This window comes from Phenylobacterium haematophilum, assembly GCF_014196295.1.
GTDB lineage: Bacteria > Pseudomonadota > Alphaproteobacteria > Caulobacterales > Caulobacteraceae > Phenylobacterium > Phenylobacterium haematophilum.
In genome coordinates, this window is record NZ_JACIDK010000003.1 from 620,322 (window position 1) to 635,839 (window position 15,518).

Sequence of the window (15,518 nt, forward strand, 5' to 3'; positions counted from 1 at the left end):
CGATTCATGACATGTCTTGGACGCGAATCAACCGTCACTATCCAGGTATATAACAGTCTAAATTCGAGACATTGCAGGATTGTTGCGACGTTCCGTCACCTGGATGGGCGCAATCTCAGTATGTAGATAGACGCTCACATTCAGTGGCTTTGGTGCACGCAAGTGTATCGGACTTTGGCCACCAATAGTGAGGGTCTCCCTACGTGACTAATATTACTGTTAATAGTGCAGATTCGCTGCGCGCCGCTCTTACGACTGCTAAGGCGGGCGATAATATCCTTCTTTCGGCCGGCAACTACGGCAATGTCAATCTGAAGGGCATTGTCTTCGACGGTACGGTGACGATCACCTCGAAGGATGCGGGTAACCCAGCGACCTTGACGGGTCTGACCGTGGCCAACAGCCAAGGGCTCTCCTTCGAGAACCTGCACATGGATTACAGCAATCCGTCCACGGTTTGGAACACCCAGGTCAACAGCTCAAAGAACATCTCGTTCGACAACATCAACTTCCACGGCTCGCTGAACAACAACCCCGGCGATGACCAGTCGGCGATGCTGATCCGTGAAAGCTCGAACGTGAAGGTGACGAACTCGGAGTTCCACGAGCTCGCGCACGGCGTCAGCATGATGAACAGCAACGGCGTTCGCGTCGAAGGCAACAACATGCATGACATGCGTGCTGACGGCGTTATCGCCGTGGGTACGTCCAACGTGCAGGTTCTCAACAACTCCTTCCACGACTTCGCCCCGGCCACCGGCGACCACCCGGACGCCGTTCAGTTCCTGACCCGCGGCGCCACCTCGGCTGCGCAAAACATCGTGGTCAGCGGCAACGTGGTCGCGCGCGGTGAAGGCGGGATCATCCAGGGCATCTTCATCACCGACCAGGCCGGTATCGGCTACAAGAACGTGACCGTGACGGACAACGTGGTCGTGGGCGGCATGTACAACGGCATCATGGTGTCCAACACCAACGGCCTGACCGTCGACGGCAACACCGTCGCGCCCTATGGCGACATGACGTCTTGGATCCGGATCGCCAACTCGACCAACGCCAAGATCACCAACAACGAAGCCGCCAGCTTCAACCTGAGCGGCACGACCACGACGGCGAACAGCGGCAACGTCACCATCAAGGCCCTGACCTCTGCGGAGATCGCGAAGATCGACGCTTGGGTGAAGGCGCACGAGGGTGAAGCTGGCGCCATCTCGACCTTCCCGCTGCCGGGCGGCGCTCCGACGCCGACCCCGACTCCGGATCCCAGGCCCGATCCGACGCCGGTTCCGACTCCGGATCCGACGCCTAATCCCGATCCGGGTACGGGCTCTGGCTCGGATGGTGGTTCCGGTTCGGACGGCGGTTCGGGTACGGACAGCGGCTCGGGTTCTGACGGCGGTTCGCTGACCATCGTGAAGGGCACCTCCGGCGCCGACCGCCTGACGGTCAGCGGCAAGGAGAACATGCAGTTGGAAGGGGGCGTCGGTGACGACGTGCTGACCGGCGGCAAGGGCGCCAACGTCCTTATCGGCGGGGCCGGGAACGACACCTACATCATCAAGGACGCCGACGATAAGGTCGTCGAGACTGCAAATGGTGGGACCGATACGGTCTATGCGTCGGTGAACTACAAGCTGACCGACAACGTCGAGAACCTGAAGCTGCAGGACGGCGCGACGTCGGGCACCGGCAACGACCTGGCGAACGACATCTCCGGCACCACCAATTCCGACAACCTGTCGGGCCTGGGCGGCGATGACATCCTGCGCGGTCGTGAAGGCGACGACACCCTCTCGGGCGGCGACGGCAATGACCGTCTGCTGGGCGACGCCGGCTCCGACCGTCTCGACGGCGGCAACGGCAACGACACGCTCACCGGCGGCGACGGCAACGACGTCCTGCTTGGCGGGGCCGGCAACGATCGCCTGGAAGGCGGCCCGGGCGCCGACACCCTGACCGGCGGCGCTGGCGCCGACAACTTCGTGTTCCGTCCGGCCGACCTCGGGTCGACCGACCTGATCACGGACTTCTCGAAGGCGCAGGGCGACAAGATCCTGCTCAGCGAGCTGGACGCCAACACCAAAACGGCGGCGAACGACAAATTCGCCTTCATCGGAACCAAGGCGTTCAGCGGCCAGGCCGGCCAACTCCGCTATGAAGTCACCAACGGCGAAACTCACGTCTATGGCGACATGAACGGCGACAAGGTGGCTGACCTGCACATCAAGCTGACGGGCGTCCACAGCCTGGACGGCTCGGAGTTCGCGCTCTAAGCGGCTCCCTCGGACGTCCCCGGACCTGGCCGCCATGCCCAGGTTCGGGGCATCCGAACCACGCTACCGAAAAGCGTGACGGCCCCAGCGGTCGTCACGCATTTTGCGTTTTCGACCTACGCTTGCGGCGTTCCTCGTCGAGGACGCCGTCGAGATAGCCGATCAGCTCGCTCGGATCGGTGGTCGCCAGCACCGGCGGCCGAGATTTGATGCGCGCGATCGCGGCAGCCAGTTCGTCGGCGTCGTTGGCGACCTCGATCAGTCCGCGCGCGGCGAAGGCGCCCGTGATCTCGGCCTGGTGGTTGTCGTAGTGCTCGCCCTTTTCCAGCAACCGAGGGAAAGCGATCACCCGGCAGCCTTGGCGCAGCGCCGTGATCAGCGAACCGGTGCCCCCGTGGCAGACGACGATGTCGGCTTCCCTGAGCAACTGCTGGATCTTGTCGAAGGGCAGGGTCTCGACCGCGGTCACGCCCTCGGGCTGCGGGGCGCCGACTCCAGTCTGGATAATGACCTCTTCCGACAGGCCGCCGCGCGCCTTCAGCTCGGCGACGGACGAGACCAGGCGTTCGAAGGGCAGGGTGGCGCCGACGGTCGCAAACAGCAGCGGCCGCTTCGGCGGCGGCGCGGCGTCCAGCAGCCGGAAGGGATCGAACACCTTAGCCTTGGGGAAATGCGAGGCCAGCGCCTTCGACTGCACCACCATGTCGTCGGCGATCGGGGCGGCGATGCGGGCGAACAGCGACGGACGGTCGAAGCGCGCGAACGAGTCGATGACCACTGTCCGCGCGCCGCGCAGCCGCGCCCAGGCGACCGCGAAGAACACCGCTCCCGCGCCCGTCGAGATGACGACGTCCGGACGTTCGCGGGCGATGATCGACGCCGAGCGAAAGAAATTGCTGATCCCGGCGCGGACCATCTGCCATGGAGCGCCGAGCCGCGCCTGGCCTATCGCCACGTGCGGGACGAAGTGCGTGCGATGCGTCTGAGCGAGTGTCGCGCCCAGCGCGGTGTCCTCGGTGACGAAGAAATAGTCGTGCTTCGACCAGATGCTCTCGAGGTCGAGCAGTTGGCGAACGTGGCCGCCGCCGGAGGCGGCGAGGCACAGCCGCAGGCGACGGCCTGCCGGCGTCGCGCCGCTGGCGGGCGCCGCTTCCGCAGCTACGACGTCTGAAACCGCCACCGTCTCGCCATCACTGTTCACGCGGGAAATCTCTCGTTACCACTCAGACATCTAAAGACGGGTTACTACGTGGCTTGATATTCGTCGGCCAGTCGGCGCTAAACCGCCGCGAAACCTTTTTTTGTTGTAGCGAGGTCGCGCGCGCTCGGCGCGGTCAGGGAAACCAGTATGGCCTTGCCGGCGTCACCAACCGTCGAACGCGTGCTTCGTGGGCAGCTCTGCACGGGGTGTGGGCTTTGCGCATCCGTGTCCGAGGGCGCGATCACCATGCAGATGACGCCGCCCGGCTATAGCCGGCCGGTGCAGTCCGCGCCGATTTCTTCCCAGGCCGAGCGGGCCATAGCGGGGTCTTGCCCCGGCGCGGTCGTCGCCGCCTGGGATCGCGATGCGAACATGCATCCCTACTGGGGACCGTGGCGTGGGGTCTGGACCGGCTTCGCCACTGACGAGGCCGTGCGCTTCGAAGGTTCGTCCGGCGGTGCGATTTCGGCGATCCTGATCCACGCCATCGCCAGCGGCTTTGTAGACCGGGTGGTTCATATCAAGGCTGACCCCGAAAATCCCACCGGCAACGTTACGGTCTGTTCGACGACGCCGCAGGAAATTCTGGCTGGCGCTGGTTCGCGCTACACGGCCTCTTCGCCGCTAAGCGGCATCGACGAGGCGCTGGCCGCCGGCGGGCGCATGGCTTTCGTGGGCAAGCCGTGCGACGTCTCGGCGTTGCGCCGGCTTGCGCTGCACGATCCGCGTGTCGATCAGCACGTGCCACTGATGCTGTCGTTCTTCTGCGGCGGCATGCCCAGCCATGATGGCGTGCATCGGATCCTGAAGGCGATGGAGGTGTCTTTCGAGGACGTGGCGGCCTTTCGCTTCCGCGGCCAGGGCTGGCCCGGAACAGCGGCGGCGACCACGCACGACGGCCGGGTGGCGAAAATGTCCTATGCCGACAGTTGGGGCGGCCACCTCTCGAAGGAAGTTCAGTTCCGTTGCAAGATCTGCCCGGACGCGGTCGGTGGAGCAGCGGACATCGCTTGCGCCGATGCCTGGTATGGCGGTGAAAGCGGCTATCCGAGCTTCGAAGAACAGGATGGCCGCAGCCTGATCGTGGTGCGCTCGCCGGTGGGCGCCGAGATGTTCCAGCGCGCGGTCGACGACGGCGTCCTGAGCGCTGAGCCGCTGGAGGTCGGCGAGATCGACCTGATGCAGCCGTCGCAAGCGCGTCGAAAGCGCTTGGTGCGTGCGCGGCTGGGCGCGCTCAGCGCCACCTTGCAGCCCAAGCCCGACATGCGGGGCACCGAGGTTTCGACCGCAGCGCGGCTCGCGCCGCCGGCAGAGGCCGCGCGCAATCTGGTTGGAACGATGCGCCGGGTACTGCTTGGAAAGCGCTAGTTAACCGAACTGCTCATCAGCAGATTGTTCACAAACTTCAGCCTACTTTGTTAGTGCACGCGCAAATCGCGGGCGCTATCTCTCTGAAGGGCTTCGGGCCTGTCAGAAGGCGTTACGAATTGGGGGGCACGCGCATGCATTACGGAAAGATCGTCTGCGGTAGTTTGCTTGGCGTTGTGGCGTTGGCCACGCCTGCGCTCGCGCAAGAGACGCGAAGCGTCACGTTTGGCGTCCAGGCGACGGTCGTGCACGACAGCAACGTCTCCCGCTCGGACGCGGCGACCGCGGCGCTCCGCGGCATCCAGCGAGAGGACACCATCTTCAGTCCCGCGGTGACGGCGGACGTGCTGCTGCCGGTCAGCCGCCAGTCGCTCTATCTGCGCGGCAGCGTGGGCTACGACTTCCACGACAAGAACACCCAGCTCGACACCGAGAACCTGGATTTCGAAGGCGGGGCCAACCTGCGCTTCGGTCCCTGCGAGGGCCAGCTGGGCGGTTCGTTCCACCACGGTCAGGCGAACATTCAGACCGTCACCCTGGTGGACTCCGAGAACGCCATCGACAGCAGCTCGCTGGGCGCGACCGTCGCCTGCACTCGCGGCGCCGGCCTCGGCGTCACGGCCGCGGCGCACAAGACCTGGTCCGAGAACAGCAACGCCGTTGTGTTCCAAAATGATTCAGAGACGTGGGACGGCACCGTCGGCGTGACCTATTCGCGCCCCGCCCTGGGAACGCTCACGGTCTATGCGGGCTACTCGGACACCGATTATCCGAACCGCCTCCTGCCGACCTCGGCCAGCGGCTATCAGACCACGACCCTGGGCGTGTCGTTCGAGCGTCGGATCAGCAGCCGCCTGCAGGGCGTCATCAACTACGGCTACACCACGGTCGAGACCGACAGCCTGGTGGCCAACAGCGACTTCGAGGGTTCAACCTGGAGCGTTGACCTGATTTATCGCCCGACGACGCGCCTGCGGACCGAGTTCGGCATGGGCCGTGCGGTCTTGCCCGCCAGCAGCATCGGCGGCCTCTACTCGATCGCGACCAACTATCGCCTTACGGCCGACTACGATCTTGGCTCGCGAATTGCACTGTCGGCAGGCACGGAGTTCGTGGACACCGAAACGGACGGCTCATTCGCCTCCCTGTTCCCGGTGCTGACGGATTCCCAGAGCTACGCCGTTTTCGGGGGCATCACGTTTGCGCAAAGCGAGCGGATCCGTTGGAGCCTGAATGCGCGTTACGAGGATCGGGACGCCAACGCCCCGCAGTACACCTATGATCGGACTGTCGTCGCGCTGTCGGCGGGGGTCGCGTTTTAATCGGACTGAGGCCTGACCATGCGCAATAGCCTGCTCAAACTGATCGTCGTCATCGGGACTGCTCTCGCCGTGCCGCTGAGCGCGCAGGCGCAGGCGACCAATCCTGCGGCAGGTCCGGCGATGGCTCCGGCCGTCGGCCCGTCGATGGCTGCGCCCGACGCGCAGCCGGCGCCGTCGCCCGACTACATCCTCGGCGCCGACGATGTGGTCGATGTCGAGGTGCTGGGCCGGGCCGACTTCAAGACCCGCGCGCGCATCGGGGCCGACGGCACCATCCAGCTGCCGCTGATCGGGCGTATCGCGGCCGGCGATCGTACGGCCCGCGCCCTGAGCGAACAGGTGCGCGCGGCGTTGCAGGCTGGCGGCTACTTCGCCAGCCCGATCGTCAATGTGGAAGTGGTCTCCTACTCCAGCCGCTACGTCACCGTCCTAGGCGCGGTCACCTCGCCGGGCTTGGTCACGGTCAATCGTTCCTACCGGCTGTCGGAAATCCTGGCGCGGGTCGGCGGCGTCAACGCTGCCGGCGCGGACTACATCGTCCTGCGTCCCGCGGACGGTAGCGCCGAGAAGCGCCTGCTGATCAAGGATCTGGCGACGGGCGACCTGTCGCAGGACCCGGTCGTTGCGGCCGGCGACAAGATCTTCGCCCCGCAAGCCGAGCTCTTCTACATCAGCGGCCAGGTCAATTCGCCGGGATCGTACCCGGTGGCCACGGGGCTCACCTATCGTCTGGCGATCGCCAAGGCCGGAGGCCTTGGGCCGGCGGGTTCCGACCGCCGTCTGCAGGTCACCCGTGCGGGCACGAAACTGAAGGTCAATCTCGACGACAAGGTCGAGCCGGGCGACGTGATCGTCATCGGCGAGCGTTTGTTCTAAGGCGGCTTTGGGGGCCGGAGACAGGCAATGAGCATTATTCAGTTCCTGCGGATCCTCTGGGCCCGGCGTTGGGTCACCGTCGCCGCGACCATCAGCTGCGTGCTTGGCGCGTTCATCGTCACCCTGATCGTCCCGCCGCGGTATTCGGCATATTCGCGGGTCATGATGGACTTGGTGAAGCCGGACCCCGTGACCGGTCAGGTCACCGCCGCTCCCAGCTTCGCGCGCGCCTATACCAAGACCCAGATCGAGCTGATCAAGGACTATCGGGTCGCCGGCCAGGTGGTCGAAGACCTCGGCTGGTTGCAAGACCCCAATCTGATCACCCAGTACGACATGCGTGGACCGGGCGATGACCGCGACTTCCGGCGCTGGGCCGCACAGCGCGTGATCGACGGGACCGGCGCCTCCCTGATCGAGGGGAGCAATATCCTCGAGATCAGCTACACCTCGAACTCTCCGGAATCGGCGCGCACCGTCGCCGACGCGCTGCGCAAGGCCTACATCGACACCAGCCTGGCCTTCCGTCGCGAGTCCGCTCGCCGCACGGCCGAGTGGTACGAGGCCCAGGCCGAGAAGGCCAAGACCGTGCTGGTCTCGGCCGAAGCGGCCAAGACCGCCTACGAAAAGCAGACCGGTATCGTGCTGCAGGATGGCGGTCCCGACATCGAAAGCGCCAAGCTGAGCGCGCTGGCGGCGGCCTCGGCCGCCTCCGCCGCGCCGGTGATCGCCGGCCCGTCGGCTTCGGCCCTGCAACTGGCTCAGATCGACGCCTCGATCGCCCAGGCTTCACGGGTGCTGGGTCCGAACCACCCCGATCTGATCGCGATGCGTCAGCAACGCACGGTCATGGCCCAGCAGGTCGCCCAGGAGCGGTCCGCCGTCGGCGCCATGGCCGGGGCCAGCGCGGTCAGCGCCGGCGCCCTGGAGCGCCAGAAGAACAAGGTCATCGGTCAGCGTGATCAGGTCGAGCGCCTGCGTCAGCTGCAGGCTGAGGTCGATCTGCGCCGCTCGCAGTTCGAAAAGGCTGCGGCCCGCACCGCCGAACTACGCCAGGAGGCCGAGGTCGGCGAGACCAACCTCGTACCGCTCGGCAGCGCGGTGACCCCCCAGAGCCCCAGCTTCCCCAACATGCCGCTGATTATGTTCGGCGCGCTGGGCTTCGGCCTCGGCTTCGGGGTGCTGGTGTCGCTGCTCATCGAGCTTTTCGGCCGGCGCGTCCGCGGCGCCGAGGACGTCACAGCCATCATCGACGCGCCGCTGCTGGCGGTGATCGCCGGGCCGCACAAGCCGCCCACCTTCCTGGGCTTCTCGCTGCCGACCGGCGGCGCCCGGGGAGCGGCGCGCCGCAAATTTGCGAACGCATGATCAGGGAAACGCAAGTGCCTCGGACAAATGAAGCCGCCCCCATCGGCGGAGCCCCGATCGGCGCGCCTGAGACGCCCAAGGGCGGGGAGGGTGCGTTCAGCTTCTCGCCTTCCGTGGTGAGCCTGTCGGCGCCGCATGGCGAGCAGGCCGAAGCCATTCGCACCCTGCGCACGCACATCATGGCCCAGCACGTGGACGACGGTCGTCGCGGCTTGGCGATCTGCGGGCCGAGCATCGGCGTGGGTTGTACATTCACTGCGGTCAATCTGGCCGTCGCGCTGTCGCAGATCGGCGTCAACACGCTGCTCATCGATGGCGACCTGCGTCGCCCGACCGTCCAAGACCTGATCCGCCCGGCCAAGCCGGTGATCGGCCTTCGCCAGGCGCTGAGCTCGGAGGAGCCGCTGGATGGCGTCATCCAGTCAGCCGTTTTGCCTGACCTGTCGGTGATGTACTCCGGCGGCGCTGCGCCGGACGCTCAGGAGCTGCTGGCGAGCGACCGGTTCAAGGATCTGGTCGATCAGCAGTTGCGCGATTTCGATATGACGATCATCGACACGCCGGCGGCGAACAGCTGCGCGGACGCGCGTCGTATCAGCACGGTCGTCGGCTACAGCCTGATTGTGGTTCGGCGCAACCGCAGCTTCATCGGCGACATGCAGGTCCTGGCCGCTCAACTGAATGAAGACCGCGCCCGGATCGTCGGCACGGTGATGAACGAAGGCTGATCCGTGGCGTCAGCAGTATCAGAAAACGCGCCGCGTTCCCGGTTCGCGATCACCCCGGCTTGGGTGGTCGCTCTCGGTATGGCGCTGCTGGCGGTCCCGACCATCGCAACCTTGGGCGAACAGGTCTGGTCGAAGGAATCCGGGGCCCATGGCCCGATCGTCCTGGTCACTGGCCTCTGGCTGCTGTGGCGCAAGCGCGACGAGATGCTGGCCGCGGCCGCGCCCGGCAGCGACTGGCTGACCATTCCGGCCATGGCCGCGTCGCTGGCGCTCTACATCTTCGGCCGCGCCTATGACTTCATCAGCCTCGAGGTGGTCGGTCTGTACGGCGTCGGGGTTTCGCTGCTGTACGCATGTTTCGGCCTGCGGGTGCTGCTGACCAACTGGTTCCCACTGCTTTACCTGGGCTTCCTGGTTCCGCCGCCCGGCTGGTTCATGGATGGCGTCACCGCGCCGCTCAAGCTGTTCGTGTCGTTCGCCGCCACCGAAGGGCTGCAGGCCGTCGGCATTCCGGTCTTCCGCGAAGGCGTCACACTGATGATCGGCCACTACCAGCTGCTCGTAGAGGACGCTTGCTCGGGCATGAACTCGATCACCGGCCTCGTGGCGATCAGCCTGTTCTATATCTACCTGCTGCGTAACGCTTCGTGGCGCTACTCGCTGTTCCTGGTCGCGCTGGTGATCCCGATCGCCATCGTCGCCAACATCATCCGGATCGTAACCCTGGTGTTGCTGACCTACTTCTTCGGCGACGCCGTGGCGCAAGGCTTCCTGCATATGGCCGCCGGGATATTCCTTTTCGTGACGGCGCTGCTGCTGGTCTTCGCGGTCGACCACCTGATGTCGCGTCTGCTGAAGCTGAAGGGAGCGGCGGCATGATCGGGCGTCGCGAACTGCTGTTCCTGGGCGCCTGCGCCGGGGCGGCGGGCGTCTCCTATGGGCTCAAACCGCGCCATCGGCTGAGCCTGGTCAAGTCGGGCGACAAGATCGACGCGATCGTTCCCGTGCGCTTTGGCCAATGGTCCTCGGAAGAGAGCGACGGCCTGGTGCAGCCCAACACCGAAGGCCTGGCCGCGACGCTCTATAGCGAGATGGTCAGCCGCATCTATCGCGACCTGGAGACCGACGAGCAGATCATGATGCTGATCGCCTATGGGGACACCCAGAGCGATTTGCTGCAACTGCACCGGCCGGAATCCTGCTATCCGGCCCTGGGTTTCGAACTGCAGTCGGTCCGGGCCGGGGAAATGGCGTTGCCTGGCGGCGCGGAGCTGCCGGTCCGCCGGATCGTCGCCAAGGGCGCGGACCGGGTCGAGTACGTCACCTACTGGACGCGCATGGGCGAGTACCTGCCCAAGAGCGCCGGCGACCAGCGCTCAGTACGCCTGAAAACGGCGATGGAAGGCTATGTGCCTGACGGCGTGCTGGTGCGGTTCTCGGCGCTCGGCTCGGACCCAAAGGCCGCGTTCAGTCTGATCGACCGATTCGTGCCGGCGCTGCTGGCCGCGACTCCGGCTGCGCGGCGCAATGCGCTGATCGGAACGCAGCTGGCGAAAGCCATAAAAGCCTGACGCCGGCGACGGTGCTTGGCCGGCAGGGCGACAATATCGGGGGGGGCGGAGACGCTCGGGTGCGGCGCACTTGCTGAAGCCGCGGTAGTACTGGAGTTGAGAGTGAACGCGATGGCGGACAAGGCGATCAAGATCGGCCTGCTGTGGCACTCGCCGAACTCCGGCAACCTCGGCGTTGGGGCGTTGACGGTCGCCAACATGGCGATCGCGCGTACGGTGGCGACGGAGATGGGCCTCACGCCGCGTTTCACGATCATCGGCATGCGGGACGACGGGGCGGTGTACGTGTCGCCGACCGAGGCGGATCTGTTCGTCGTAAGCACCCGCACCCTTCTGGATCCCAGCGGGGCGCTGCGTGTCATCGCCGATCAGGACTGCATTCTGGACATCGGCGCCGGCGACAGCTTCGCCGACATCTACGGTCTGCGCCGATTCATGTTCCTGTGGCTGACCAAGATGCAGGCGCTGGCCGCGCGTACGCCGCTGGTCCTGTCGCCGCAGACGATCGGTCCGTTTACGAGATCGCCTTATCGTCAGATGGCGTCGGTGGCCCTCAAGCGGGCCGACAGCGTGTTGGCCCGCGACCAGGCCTCGCTCGACGCGCTTCGCGGCCTGGCACCGGCCGCCAAGGGCGCCCTGTCGGTCGATGTGGCGTTCGCCTTGCCCTATGTCGACCGCAGCGCAGAGCGGGGCGGCGCACGTCTGCGGCTCGGCGTGAACGTGTCCGGACTGCTTTTCAATGAGGCCGAGAGCGGCCGGAACCGCTTCGGGCTTAGCGTCGACTACGCTGATCTGATGCGCCGGTTCATCGGCCGTGCCGCGGCCCGCGACGACGTCGAGGTTCACCTCATCCCGCACGCCACCGCCGACGCCTACGCCTGGGATGACGATGGCCGGATCGCGGACAAACTTGCGACTGAATTCCCCGCCACGGTGAGGGTTGGGAACTTCACAAATCCTTCCGACGCTAAGTCTTATATTTCCAGCCTCGACTTCCTGGTCGCCGGCCGGATGCATGCTTGTATCGGAGCGTTTTCATCGGGTACGCCCGTCGTGCCGGTCGCCTACAGTCGAAAGTTCAGCGGGTTGTTCGGATTGCTGGCGTACAAGTGGATGATCCCCACCTCGGGCATCGATGTCGAGGAGGCGCTGGGGTACCTTGAGGACTGTCTTGATCGGCGGAAGGAGCTGGCGGCCGATATCGTCGCCGGAATGCGTGAGGTGGATGACCTGCTCGGCGTCTATCGGGCGGAGCTTCGCCGAACCTTCGAAGCGGCTGCGGCCTGAGTAAGCTCGGCCTCCAACGTCGGCGAGCGCCGACGACGGGGCGGGTGAGGTGCCAGCTGCGGGGTGCGGCTGGGTAGATGCAAGATTGAGGGCGCGTCATTCGCCAAGGCACGAGAGCATATGTCGCCGCGTCCGTAATCGCGCAGGTGTGCTCGCTGGCGCGCTACACGATCATGGCGCGGCTGCTGGGGCCAGAGCAGATTGGTCTCGCGGCGCTGCTGATCCTTACGTCGTCGTTCTTCGAGTCTGTCAGCGACAACGGCAGCGACCGCTTCCTGATCCAGGATCCCGACGGCGACAAGCCGGCGGCCCAGAAGCTCGTCCAGTTGGTCTTCGTGGGACGAGGCATATTTATCGCGCTGGGTCTGCTCATCGCGGCCTACCCGATGGCGAGCCTCTACGACGAGCCGGCGCTCGCAACCGGCCTGATGGTTCTTGCGGCCGCACCGCTCATCGGCGGCTGGGTCCACCTCGATTTCCGGCGGGCTCAACGGGCGCACGACTTCCGGCCGGAGGCCCTGGGGATCGCGGTCGCCGAACTGGTCAGCACCGCGGCGATCATCATCGCCGCCTACTACACACGTGATTTCACGGCGATTCTCTATGGTCTGATCGCCCGGCCGGTGGCGCAGGTGATCGTCTCCCACCTGACCGCCAAACGCCCTTATGCGATCGGCTACTCTCGCGACTACGCCGGAAGGCTGGCGATGTTCGCCGGTCCTTTGGTGGTCAACGGCCTCTTGCTGTTCGTCGGCTCGCAAGGCGACCGCGTGCTGATCGGCCATCAGCTGGGCGTGACCGAGCTTGGCCATTACACCGCGGTGCTGCTGCTGGTCAGTTCGCCGGCGGCGATGGTGAGCCGCGTGCTGGGGGCCACGAACCTGCCCATCATCTCCGCGGCCCGAAGTGATCCGGCTCACCTGAAGCGGGCTGCAGACCGGCTCGCCGGGCGGTCCGTGCTGCTGGCGCTCGGCATCGCCGCAGGGTTCGCCCTGGTCGCCCCTGTGGCGGTCGTGATGCTCTACGGCAGGGCTTTCGACCTTCCGGCGACGGTGCTCGCCCTGATCGGGATGCTGCAGGCTGCGCGCTTCATCCGTCTCTGGCCCACCAATGTCGCGCTCGGCGTCGGAGTGAGCCGCATTGTCATGATCAACAACATTGCACGTCTGGTCGCGCTGCCGGCGGCGATCGCGGGATTCATGATGCTGGGAGGACTGCCTGGCGTGCTGATCGGCTTCATCATCGGCGAGTTCACCGCCCTGATGGTGGCCCTGGTGCTGTTGAATAGGGCCGTCGGTTTCCCCAACTGGGACGGCTGGGATCGCGTGGCCGCGTTCGCGGCTTCGTTTGCAGTGATCTACGGCGCCGCAGCCGCCGCGGATTCCGGCCACTACGCTTTCGCCGCGCTGTTCGCGGCGCTACTGGCGGCCATCGCCGCCGGGGTCGCGCTGCGCGAGCGCGAAACGATCGGTGAGGTGGTTGGGCTGTTGCGGACCCTGAAGCCCGCTAGCCGCTGATTGGCTGTCCGCGGCGCCAAGCCTCCAGGGCCGCGACGCTCGGGTGATTGACCATTTCGCCGTGGCTCTGCACGAGCCGGCGCAGTTCGGGCGTATCGAGTTCCCACCAGCGGGTGGCTTCGATCGCCGCGGCCATTTCGGGATCGAAGCGGTCACGGATCTTGCGCGCCGGATTGCCCACCATCACAGCGTAGCGATCGACGTTCTTGGTCAGGATGGCTCCGGCTCCGATCACGGCCCCGCGGCCGATGAACTTGCAGCTCGGAAGGATCACCACGTTGTGCGCCACCCAGACGTCGTCCTCGACGATCAGCGGCTCGTCCCAGGTGATGTCGGCGTCCACCACGCCGAACTTCTTCTCATACAGCGCCGGGTGTGTGGTCAGCGCGTCGAGCGGATGGTTGATCGGTGCCGAACGGACCGTGTTGGCGAAGGAGCAGTAGCGGCCGATACGGATCGGTCCGGGCATGCGCCATTGATCGAAGCAGCCGTACGAGTACATGCCGATGTCGATGTCGTAGCGCTCGCGGAACAGTTTGCGCAGCGCCAGATTGTCGAACTGGCGCCGTTTCATCAGGTAGAGCCTCAGCTTGAGAACGGCGGCGTTGAACAGTCCGAGCATATCGAAGCCTTTGCGGTGACGGAGGCGTCGGTGGAGACGCCTCGCATCTGTCTAGCATCCTCGCCCTGAGGAAAGGTTTCCGGTGGATTTGGCGTCGCGGCGCGCGTTCGCGCAATTTCGCCTCAAGCTGCGCTTATCCGGCCGCGGCGCAATCGCGATGACGCGTACGCCCCGACGCGCTATCGAGGGGCCGTGAGGACAAGGTTGGAAGTATTGAAAGTCGATTCGCCGCCGCGACGGGACGAGAGTGTGGATCCTCGGGACGAAGCCCCCTTCAAGAGCCTGGACGCTGCGGGTGCATGGTACGACCGCTGGGTTCGCGAGGCTGCGCTGCCGCTGTGGTGGGAGCGCGGGGCCGATCATGAGCGGGGCGGCTATCACGAGGCGCTCAGCATTGACGGCGACGCCCGACCGGGGCCGCGCCGCGCGCGGGTGCAGGGCCGCCAGACCTACGTGTTCGCCACCGCTGGCGCGCTCGGCTGGGACGGGCCCTGGCGCGAGGCCGCGTGGCACGGGATGGACTTCTTCCTGGACCGCTACCTGCGGCCGGACGGACTGTTCCGCACCCTGGTGGGCCTTGACGGCGCGCCGCTGGACGACACGCCGATGCTGTACGACCAGGCCTTCGCGCTGCTGGGTACGGCGACCCTGCATAAGGTTGATCCAAGCCGGATCGATCTGCGCAAGGTGGCGCTCGGTGTGCTGAACGGGCTCGACTCGATGCGCAATCCAGCCGGCGGCTTCGTCGAGAACATCGCCTACCCCTATCAGGCCAACGCCCACATGCACCTCCTGGAGGGCGCGCTGGCCTGGGCCGAGAACGAGGGCGGCGCGTGGGACGCCATGGCCGACGAAATCGTTGAAATGGCGCTGAAGGTGTTCATCGACCCGAAGGGCGGGTTCCTGCGGGAGTTCTTCGATGTCGATTGGCGCCTGGTGGACGGCGACGACGGCCGCTTGGTCGAGCCAGGCCACCAGTTCGAGTGGGCCTGGCTGCTGGAGAAGTGGGGCCGGCTTCGCGGACGCGAGGACGCCCTTGCCGCCGCTCGCGGCCTATACGAGGCTGGTCGGCGCGGGATCGACCCGGGCCGCCTGGTGGTCATGAACGAGCTCTGGGACGACTTCTCGGTGCGCGAGGCGACGGCCCGGCTGTGGCCGCAGACCGAGCATCTCAAGGCTGAACTGCTGTTCGGCGACGAGGCGGACAAGATCGACGCGGCCGAGGTGCTGCGCCGCTACCTGCGGACCCCGGCGGAGGGCGCCTGGCGCGACAAGCTGCGGCCCGACGGAACCTTCATCGACGAACCGGCGCCGGCGACGTCGTTCTACCATATCCTCTGCGCCTGCACGGAGCTGTTCCGGGCGACCGGACGCTAGGAGATTTG

At 65.9% G+C, this 15,518-nt stretch carries 13 protein-coding genes; 11 read left to right on the top strand and 2 right to left on the bottom strand.

Going from position 1 to position 15,518, the window contains the following annotated elements; translation table 11 throughout:
- The first annotated feature begins 203 nt into the window (after positions 1-203).
- Entirely contained in the window at positions 204-2,273 is a 2,070-nt protein-coding gene (locus GGQ61_RS22260) for a right-handed parallel beta-helix repeat-containing protein (protein ID WP_183773709.1), read from the top strand.
- A 94-nt stretch (positions 2,274-2,367) separates the two neighbouring features.
- On the opposite strand, the gene welK is transcribed toward GGQ61_RS22260, so the two are convergent.
- On the bottom strand, positions 2,368-3,474 hold the full coding sequence (gene welK / locus GGQ61_RS13870; protein WP_221221015.1) for a beta-1,4-glucuronosyltransferase WelK: 1,107 nt from the start codon (positions 3,472-3,474) through the stop codon (positions 2,368-2,370).
- 147 nt (positions 3,475-3,621) lie between these two features.
- Here welK and GGQ61_RS13875 point away from each other — a divergent pair, with 147 nt between their 5' ends.
- From GGQ61_RS13875 to GGQ61_RS13915, 9 genes are all read left to right on the top strand, one after another.
- On the top strand, positions 3,622-4,842 hold the full coding sequence (locus tag GGQ61_RS13875) for a Coenzyme F420 hydrogenase/dehydrogenase, beta subunit C-terminal domain (RefSeq protein ID WP_183773710.1): 1,221 nt from the start codon (positions 3,622-3,624) through the stop codon (positions 4,840-4,842).
- Between the two features lie 245 nt (positions 4,843-5,087).
- Positions 5,088-6,164: an outer membrane beta-barrel protein gene (locus GGQ61_RS13880; RefSeq protein ID WP_183773711.1), complete on the top strand. Its 1,077-nt coding sequence runs from the start codon at positions 5,088-5,090 to the stop codon at positions 6,162-6,164.
- A gap of 18 nt (positions 6,165-6,182) precedes the next feature.
- Positions 6,183-7,040: an SLBB domain-containing protein gene (locus GGQ61_RS13885; protein ID WP_183773712.1), complete on the top strand. Its 858-nt coding sequence runs from the start codon at positions 6,183-6,185 to the stop codon at positions 7,038-7,040.
- A 27-nt stretch (positions 7,041-7,067) separates the two neighbouring features.
- Entirely contained in the window at positions 7,068-8,408 is a 1,341-nt protein-coding gene (locus GGQ61_RS13890; protein ID WP_183773714.1) for a GumC family protein, read from the top strand.
- 14 nt (positions 8,409-8,422) lie between these two features.
- A complete protein-coding gene (locus GGQ61_RS13895) occupies positions 8,423-9,136 on the top strand; it encodes a CpsD/CapB family tyrosine-protein kinase (RefSeq protein ID WP_183773716.1) in 714 nt (237 codons plus the stop codon).
- A gap of 3 nt (positions 9,137-9,139) precedes the next feature.
- Complete coding sequence (xrtV, locus tag GGQ61_RS13900) at positions 9,140-10,015, top strand: exosortase V (protein WP_221221016.1); 876 nt, start codon at positions 9,140-9,142, stop codon at positions 10,013-10,015.
- Positions 10,012-10,707 carry an exosortase-associated protein EpsI, V-type gene (epsI, locus tag GGQ61_RS13905; protein ID WP_183773718.1) on the top strand — a complete coding sequence of 232 codons (696 nt, stop codon included), beginning with the start codon at positions 10,012-10,014 and terminating at the stop codon, positions 10,705-10,707. The genes xrtV and epsI overlap by 4 nt, the downstream gene beginning before the upstream one ends.
- A 111-nt stretch (positions 10,708-10,818) precedes the next feature.
- Positions 10,819-11,994, top strand: coding sequence for a polysaccharide pyruvyl transferase family protein (locus GGQ61_RS13910; protein ID WP_183773720.1), 1,176 nt, complete (start codon positions 10,819-10,821; stop codon positions 11,992-11,994).
- Positions 11,995-12,092: 98 nt separating this feature from the next.
- Complete coding sequence (locus tag GGQ61_RS13915; RefSeq protein WP_343056144.1) at positions 12,093-13,511, top strand: oligosaccharide flippase family protein; 1,419 nt, start codon at positions 12,093-12,095, stop codon at positions 13,509-13,511.
- Here the strand turns inward: GGQ61_RS13915 and GGQ61_RS22490 are convergent.
- Positions 13,501-14,133, bottom strand: a complete 633-nt coding sequence (locus GGQ61_RS22490) for a CatB-related O-acetyltransferase (protein ID WP_281372678.1) — start codon at positions 14,131-14,133, stop codon at positions 13,501-13,503. The two genes, GGQ61_RS13915 and GGQ61_RS22490, sit on opposite strands and share 11 nt — an antisense overlap.
- Before the next feature lie 249 nt (positions 14,134-14,382).
- Between GGQ61_RS22490 and GGQ61_RS13925 the strand changes: the two genes are divergently transcribed.
- Entirely contained in the window at positions 14,383-15,510 is a 1,128-nt protein-coding gene (locus GGQ61_RS13925) for an AGE family epimerase/isomerase (RefSeq protein WP_343056141.1), read from the top strand.
- Positions 15,511-15,518: the final 8 nt, after the last annotated feature.

Coding starts and splice junctions, on each gene's coding strand:
- GGQ61_RS13890 (WP_183773714.1), top strand. CDS start 7,068: ATGAGCATTATTCAGTTCCTGCGGATCCTCTGGGCCCGGCGTTGGGTC.
- epsI (WP_183773718.1), top strand. CDS start 10,012: ATGATCGGGCGTCGCGAACTGCTGTTCCTGGGCGCCTGCGCCGGGGCG.
- GGQ61_RS13910 (WP_183773720.1), top strand. CDS start 10,819: ATGGCGGACAAGGCGATCAAGATCGGCCTGCTGTGGCACTCGCCGAAC.
- GGQ61_RS22490 (WP_281372678.1), bottom strand. CDS start 14,133: ATGCTCGGACTGTTCAACGCCGCCGTTCTCAAGCTGAGGCTCTACCTG.
- GGQ61_RS13885 (WP_183773712.1), top strand. CDS start 6,183: ATGCGCAATAGCCTGCTCAAACTGATCGTCGTCATCGGGACTGCTCTC.
- GGQ61_RS13875 (WP_183773710.1), top strand. CDS start 3,622: ATGGCCTTGCCGGCGTCACCAACCGTCGAACGCGTGCTTCGTGGGCAG.